Annotated in this window: 7 protein-coding genes; all 7 read right to left on the bottom strand. The window is 70.8% G+C overall.

Translation table 11 applies throughout. The features are described 5' to 3' along the window. The coding region (locus tag COGEMETH_RS08470; protein ID WP_238182162.1) for a CoA transferase subunit A at positions 1-542 on the bottom strand (542 nt) is incomplete at its 3' end. A gap of 3 nt (positions 543-545) precedes the next feature. Continuing rightward, on the bottom strand, positions 546-1739 hold the full coding sequence (pcaDC, locus tag COGEMETH_RS08465) for a bifunctional 3-oxoadipate enol-lactonase/4-carboxymuconolactone decarboxylase PcaDC (RefSeq protein ID WP_238182161.1): 1194 nt from the start codon (positions 1737-1739) through the stop codon (positions 546-548). After that, on the bottom strand, positions 1730-3124 hold the full coding sequence (locus COGEMETH_RS08460; RefSeq protein WP_238182160.1) for a class-II fumarase/aspartase family protein: 1395 nt from the start codon (positions 3122-3124) through the stop codon (positions 1730-1732). Before COGEMETH_RS08460 ends, pcaDC begins: the two co-directional genes overlap by 10 nt. A gap of 24 nt (positions 3125-3148) precedes the next feature. Further along, complete coding sequence (locus COGEMETH_RS08455) at positions 3149-3994, bottom strand: 3-oxoadipate:acetyl-CoA acetyltransferase (RefSeq protein ID WP_238182159.1); 846 nt, start codon at positions 3992-3994, stop codon at positions 3149-3151. A gap of 117 nt (positions 3995-4111) precedes the next feature. Next, positions 4112-4744 carry a protocatechuate 3,4-dioxygenase subunit alpha gene (pcaG, locus tag COGEMETH_RS08450; RefSeq protein WP_238182158.1) on the bottom strand — a complete coding sequence of 211 codons (633 nt, stop codon included), beginning with the start codon at positions 4742-4744 and terminating at the stop codon, positions 4112-4114. 2 nt (positions 4745-4746) lie between these two features. Next, on the bottom strand, positions 4747-5487 hold the full coding sequence (pcaH, locus tag COGEMETH_RS08445) for a protocatechuate 3,4-dioxygenase subunit beta (protein WP_238182157.1): 741 nt from the start codon (positions 5485-5487) through the stop codon (positions 4747-4749). A gap of 453 nt (positions 5488-5940) precedes the next feature. Continuing rightward, a complete protein-coding gene (locus COGEMETH_RS08440) occupies positions 5941-6825 on the bottom strand; it encodes a LysR substrate-binding domain-containing protein (protein ID WP_238182156.1) in 885 nt (294 codons plus the stop codon). Positions 6826-6854 lie beyond the last annotated feature (29 nt).

Below are 6854 nucleotides of genomic sequence, written 5' to 3'. Positions count from 1 at the left end.
GTGGCCATCATCGGGTTGAAGTTGCGCGCCGTCATCCGGTAGGCGAGGTTGCCCTCGGTGTCGCCGGTATGGGCGTGGACCAGGGCGATGTCGGCAAACAGCCCGCGCTCCATCACGTATTGCTCGCCGTCGAACTCCCGCACCTCCTTGCCCTCGGCCACCTTGGTGCCGACGCCGGTCCTGGTGAAGAAGGCCGGGATGCCCGCGCCCCCGGCGCGGATGCGCTCGGCCAGCGTGCCCTGCGGGTTGAACTCGATCTCCAACTCGCCCCCGAGATACTGCCGGGCGAATTCCTTGTTCTCGCCGACGTAGGACGAGATCATCCTGGCGACCTGCCGGGTTTCCAGCAGCTTGCCCAGGCCCACCCCGTCGATGCCGGCGTTGTTCGAGACGATGGTGAGGCCCTTGACGCCCGAGGCGCGCACCGCCTCGATCAGCGCGTCCGGGATGCCGCAGAGGCCGAAGCCCCCGCACATCAGCATCATCCCGTCGCGCAGCAACCCGGCGAGCGCCGCGGTGGGATCGGGGTGAACCTTCTTCATGCCTCAGTCCTTTCCGTTGCCGTCGAGTTCGTCGCCCAGGACCTCGCGCACCCAGCGGAAGGCGCCGTTGGCGGCCGGCACGCCGGCGTAGATCGCGGTCTGGAGCAGGAGCGCCTGGAACTCGCCGAGGTCGACCCCGTTGCGAAGCGCCGGGCGCACGTGAAGCTTGAACTCCTCCTCGCGCCCGAAGGCGACCATCATCGCCAGGGTCACCAGGGAGCGGGTCTTCCAGGGCAGGCGGGTGTCGCCCCAGACCTCGCCCCAGGCTGTGCGGGTGATGAAGTCCTGCCACGGCTGCGCGAAGGCGCCGGCATTGGCCAGCGAGCGCTCCACGTGGGCCGCACCCAGGACGCTCTTGCGGTTCTCGACGCCGCGCTCAAAAGGCACGGCGCCGGTGGTGGCCTGTCCCGTCCGGTGCCGGTCGAGGAACTGGAGGAGATAGGTGCCGGCCGCGTCCGCCCGCTCCACGGCGAGCAGGTGGGCCGCCCGCGGCAGCACGACGAGTTCGGCCCGGCGGATGCCCTCGCAGATCTCCTCGGCCATGGCAGGCGGCGTGGCCGGGTCGTCGCGCCCGGCGATGACGAGGGTCGGCGCCGTGATCCAGCGCAGGACGGGCCGCAGGTCCATCTGCCCGATGGCCTCGCAGCAGATCGCGTAACCCGCCCGGTCGCTGGCGCTGAAGGCCGCGCGCACCGGCCCGACCAAATCGGGCGCCCGTTCGGCGAAGCCCGGCGAGAACCAGCGCCCCATCGTCGCCTCGACGATGGAAGCGGTCCCCTCCGCCCGGACCAGGGCGGCCCGCTCGTTCCAGCTCGCCTCGCTCGGCAGATAGGCGGCGGTCGCCATCAGCGTCAGGCTGAGGACGCGTGCCGGTTCCGCGCTCGCCAGGGCCTGCACCGTCATGCCGCCGAGCGACAGGCCGACGAGATGAACCTTCCCGATCCCGAGGGCGTCGATCAGCCCGAGGAGGTCGCCGGCCAGATCGCCGATGGAGGCGGGCTCGTGCCGCGTGGCCGAGCCGCCGTGGCCGCGGGTGTCGTAGCGCAGGATGCGGTAGCGCCCGCGCAGGGCCGGCACCACGGCGTCCCACATCGCGAGCGTGGTGCCGAGCGAGTTCGAGAAGGCCACGACCGGCGCACCGGAGGGGCCCGAGAGGTCGTAGTTCAGATCGGTGCCGTCGACGCAGATCAGGGGCATGGGGACGCGTATCCGGCAGCGGATGTCGGGGATGGCACGGCCGCCGGGACGAGGCGTCCCATCTCGGCGAGGGCCCGGTCGGTGACGCGCGCGGCCGCGGCGAGCGCGGGTGCGAGGTCGAAGGCGGAGGCGAGGTCGGTGCCCGCCGTCTCCGGCATCGCCTCCAGGACCGCGCGCAGTGAATCCCCGCCGTCGCGCATGCGGCCGGCGGCCTTCTCGACGAGACCGTGGGCGGTTGCCGCCCCGAGGCGCGGCGAGAGCCGGGCGGCGCAGGAATCGGCGAAGAGAAGGCCGTGGGTGATATCGAGGTTGGCCCGCATCCGCGCCGCATCGACGCCGAGCCCTTCGGCGAGGGTGCGTGCCTCGCGCAAGGCTCCGGAAGCCAGCCCGAAGAGCTGGGGCAGGGCGTGCCACTCGGCGTGCCACGGCCCGGCCGGGCGCTCGTGGGCCGCCGGCATCGCGTCGAGCAGCGTCGCGGCATGGCCCTTGGCCGCTGTGAAGGCCGCGAGGATGATGGTGGCGCCGACGGGGTTGCGCTTGTGCGGCATCGCTGAGGAGCCGCCGCGGCCGGGCACGTGCGGCTCGGCGACCTCGCCCACCTCCGTCGAGGCGAGCGACACCACGTCGGTGGCGAACTTGGCCAGGCTCCCCATCAACTGGGCGAGCCACGCCCCGGTCTCGGCGACGCGCGCCCGGCGGGTGTGCCACACCACAGGATCGTACCCGAGGCCGCAGGCGTCGGCGAAGCCCGCCGCCACCGCCTCGGCCTGCGCGCCCAGTCCCGCCAGCGTGCCCACAGGACCGCCCAGCGAGGCTGTGAGCATGCGCGCCCGCACCTGCGGCGCCCGGGCCGCGACCTCGGCGATCCCGAGCCCCCAGATCGCCGCCTTGTAGCCGAAGCTGACGGGGGCCGCCTGCTGGCCGTAGGTGCGCCCGACGCACGGGGTCTCCCGGTGCCGGGCCGCGAGGGCAGCGAGCCCCGCCACGATCGGCGGAAGTTCCGCCTCCACGAGGGCGAAGGCCTCGCGCAGTTGCAGCACGAGGCCCGTGTCGGCGATGTCCTGGGTGGTCGCGCCCTTGTGGAAGGCGGCCTCCAGTTCGGGCGGCAGCGCCTTCTGCACCGCCTTCACGAAGGGGATGACGGGAACGCCGGACAAAGCGGTCCTCTGGCCCAGAACCGCCGGGTCGAGGGTGCCGGGCGGGAGGGCCTCCAGGGCCTCGGGGAGCGCGGCGGGCACGAGGCCGAGCGCGCCTTGCGCCCGCGCCAGGGCGGCTTCCGCCCGCAGCATGGCCGCCACCCGCGCCTCGTCCGCGAAGACGGCGCGCATCGGCTCGGTCGCGAAGAGCGGCCCGAGCAGCGCCGAATCGAGGGACGAGAAGGCCATCCGGATCGCGCTCCCGTATCCGGTTCAGGCCGCCAGCCCGAGGGCGGCGCGCGCCTCCGGCGGGGTGGCGACGCGGCGCCCGTGACGGGCGACCGTCTCGGCGGCGAGACTCACCAGCTCGGCATTGCTCGCCGCCAGGCGGTCCTTGGAGATGCGGATGTTGTCCTCGAGGCCGGTGCGCACCGCGTTCGCGCCACGGGCCAGCGCCCAGTCCATCACCTGGGCCTGGTTGCGCCCGATCCCGGCCGCCGTCCAGGTCGCCTCGGGCAGGATGCGCCGCGTCTCGGCGAGCAGGATGTCGAGGAGGTGCGCGTCGGCCGGCATGGCGTTCTGCACGCCCATGACGAACTGCACGTGCGGCCGCGCGTCGATCAGCCCGGCATCGACCAGGCGCCTCGCCCCATGCAGGTGGGAGAGATCGAAGATCTCGATCTCGGGCCGCACGCCGAACTGCTTCATCTGGCCCGCGAGGTCGTTCACCAGGGTGGCGTGGTTCTCGTAGACGATGGTCGGGAAGTTGACCGAGCCGGTCGAGAGCGAGGCCATGTCGGGCCGGTGCTTGAGGGACAGGCCGCGGCTGGCCGGATCGCGCCCGCGGCCTCCGGTGGAGAACTGCACGATCAGGCCGGGGCAGTGCTTGCGCAGGCCCTCCTGCACGGCCGCGAACTTGTCCGGGTCGGAGGAGGAGCTTTCGTCGTCGTTGCGCACGTGGATGTGGGCGAGCGTCGCCCCCGCCTCGAACGCCGCGTGGGTCGACTCGATCTGCTCCGGCACGGTGATCGGCACTGCCGGGTTGTCCTTCTTGCGCGGCACCGAGCCGGTGATCGCCACCGCGATCACAACGGGCGCGTTCGCATCGGATGGGGGCATCGTGTTTCCTCCGCGGCCTGCGGCCGATTGCTTTTTGCCGGGGTGATCCGGCGCGCGCCGTCCCCCCCGATGCAGTTAGGGTCGGAACGTCCGGGCACGAGCGGCCGGACGCCCCGCTCAGACGTCGAAGAACACGGTCTCGGCTTCGCCCTGGAGATGGATGTCGAGGACGTAGACGCCGCGCCCGTCGCGGGTCTCGCGCCGGGCGATCAGGGTCTGGCGGCGGCTTTTCTGCTCGATTAGGTTCAGGACCGGGTCGGCGGCGTTGGCGGCCTCCTCGTCGGAAAAGTAGAGCCGGGTCTGGAGCCCGGTATTGATGCCGCGGGCGACGATCCAGAGGTTGAGGTGGGGCGCCATCGGGCGCCCGTGCCGGCCGGAGACGATGCCCGGCTTGACGGTGTCGAAGAACCACAGTCCCGTCTCGAAATCGGAGCCGGTGCGTCCCCAGCCGCGGAAGTGCGGGTCCGCCTCCTTGCCGGGCTGCCGGTCGGCCGGGTGGGCGTAGCGCCCGGCGGCGTTGGCCTGCCAGACCTCGATCAGCACGTCGCGCACGGGCTCGCCCGCGCCGTCGAAGACGCGGCCCTCGACGCGGATGGGCTCGCCCGTCGCGTCGGGGCCGGCGACCACGTTCGAGAAGTTGGTCTCGAAGATGTCGAAGCCGGCCTGCTGCGGGATCAGGCCGATATGCACGTAGGGGCCCGCCGTCTGGGACGGGGTCTCGCGGAATGTCTCGGGCAGGGGCTGGACCATGCTCAATTCCCCTGAAGCTTGTTCTCGAAGACGGTCGATTGCCGGCCGCGCAGGGTGATGTCGAAGCGGTAGGCCAGCATGTCGAGGGGGATCGCCGCGTTCATGTCCAAGGGCGCGATCAGGCGCTCGGCCGCCGCACGGTCGGGGATGCCGAGTACCATCGGGTCGCGCCAGATCAGCGGGTCGCCCTCGAAGTACATCTGCGTGATCAGGCGCTGGGCGAAGCCCGATCCGAACACCGAGAAGTGGATGTGGGCCGGGCGCCAGGAATTGAGGAAGTTGCGCCACGGATAGGGGCCGGGTTTGATCGTGCGGAAGACGTAGTTGCCCTGCGCGTCCGTGAGCGTCCGGCCGCAGCCGCCGAAATTGGGGTCGATCGGGGCAAGGTAGTGGTCGTTGCGGTGGCGGTAGCGCCCCCCGGCATTGGCCTGCCAGAACTCCACGAGGGTTTGGGGAATTCCGCGCCCGTTCTCGTCCCGCACCCGCCCGTGCACGATGCACCGCTCGCCGATCGGCTGGCCGTCATGGGCGTAGTTGCGGATCAGGTCGTTGTCGAGTTCGCCGATCTCACTGTGGCCGAAGGTCGGGCCGGTGACTTCCGAAAGGGAGTTCTGGAGGGAGAGCAGGGCACGGCGGGGCGAGCGCAGCACGCTGGTCTTGTAGTCCGGGGTGAAGGCGGGGGGGTGCACGCCGCGGTCGCGCTGCAGGAATTCCCGGTGGTCGTCGTCCGTCACTGTCTCCATCCCCGAAATCCTCTTCTGCCCCGGCCGCTTGAGCGGTTCTGGCGGGCCCTTCGATCAGCATCGCCGTCCCGGCAACCGGCGCGGCGGGTGCGGTCCAGGCGGCGGTGAAACCGCGAACCCCAAGGGGGCATGGCGCCAGTTTCCGTTCAAGCCACTTCCCGAGCAAGATGATAGACTTGCCCTATCGTGAAAGGTGCGGACCCAGTCCGCGTGAATATCGAATACGATCTCACATTCTTGCCCAGGCAACACGCCCGGGCCGGAGCAGGCGCGAAGCCGTTCGTAGCCCCGATCGAGCCATGCGCGTGTCGTGCGCACTTCGCCCTCATGGACCTGAACGCATCGTGGATCGGCTATTTCCACATGGGAAACCGTGAATTTCTCTTGAGAGAGCTCTAGTTGTCGAACGATGCGATAGCCAATGCTTAAAGCGCGCCCGCCCATGACGCGGTGTTATATGCAGCGCGCGTGGCGGCGCGCCTCGGCCTCGAACACGTCGCTCATGCGGGAGCGCGCCGCGAGGCGGTTGCGGTGCAGGTAGACCGGCATCTCGCCGGCCTCCTCGACCTCTAGGATCGCCGTGCCGCCCAGGCAGGCGCGGGCGGTGAACGCGTCGACGAGGGTGACGCCGAAGCCGTTGCGCACGAAGGCGCAGGCGGTCTCGGCGAAGCGGACGAAGGTGGAGATTTCCGGCGCGAGCCCGGCCTGTGCGTACATGCCGGCGATCACCCGGCCGTGCGGCGTGTCGCTGCGGAAGGACACCAGCGGCTGTCCCACAAGGTCCCGCAAGCCGATGCGGCGGCGGGAGGCCCAGGGGTGGTCCGAGGGGACGACGCAGACCATCGCGCCGCTGCCGATCCGCTCGGATTCGACGTTGGGGTGGTCCACCGGGAACACCGCGAGCGTGTACTCGCCGGTCTGCACGCCCAGGTACTCGGGGACCTGGTCGACGGAGAGGATGTCGACCTGGACGACGAGGCGGGGGAAGTGCCCGCTCAGGACCTTGAGGATCTTCGGGACGATGGAGTGGCCGAGCGAAGGGGAGGCCCCTACCCGGAACATGTCGTCCGTGCCCTGCGCCATCTGGTCGATGAACTGGTGCAGGGTCTCCAGCCCCTTGTGGACGCGCTCGGCTTCCGAGAACAGCAGCTTGGCCTCCTGCGTCGGCGTCAGCCGGCCGCCGGCCCGGTCGAAGAGCAGGAAGCCGAGCCGGTCCTCCATGTGGCGCAGCATGCGGCTCAGGCCGGGCTGGGAGGTGTTCAGCATGCGCGCGGCGCCGCTCACGGTGCGAGCGATCATCACGGCGCGAAAGATTTCGAGCTGTCGGAAGTTGAGCACGGCGCCGCCTATAGCCCGATGTTATGAGT

Source organism: Methylobacterium trifolii (genome assembly GCF_022179685.1).
In the GTDB taxonomy this organism is placed as follows: domain Bacteria; phylum Pseudomonadota; class Alphaproteobacteria; order Rhizobiales; family Beijerinckiaceae; genus Methylobacterium; species Methylobacterium trifolii.
The sequence above is the reverse complement of the archived record's forward strand: the minus strand, read 5'-3'. Positions and strand labels throughout refer to the sequence as shown.

Bases quoted from the DNA above. Each gene is read 5' to 3' on its own strand.
- pcaDC (WP_238182161.1), bottom strand. From the start codon at position 1,739: ATGCCCCTGATCTGCGTCGACGGCACCGATCTGAACTACGACCTCTCG.
- COGEMETH_RS08460 (WP_238182160.1), bottom strand. From the start codon at position 3,124: ATGGCCTTCTCGTCCCTCGATTCGGCGCTGCTCGGGCCGCTCTTCGCG.
- COGEMETH_RS08455 (WP_238182159.1), bottom strand. From the start codon at position 3,994: ATGCCCCCATCCGATGCGAACGCGCCCGTTGTGATCGCGGTGGCGATC.
- pcaG (WP_238182158.1), bottom strand. From the start codon at position 4,744: ATGGTCCAGCCCCTGCCCGAGACATTCCGCGAGACCCCGTCCCAGACG.
- pcaH (WP_238182157.1), bottom strand. From the start codon at position 5,487: ATGGAGACAGTGACGGACGACGACCACCGGGAATTCCTGCAGCGCGAC.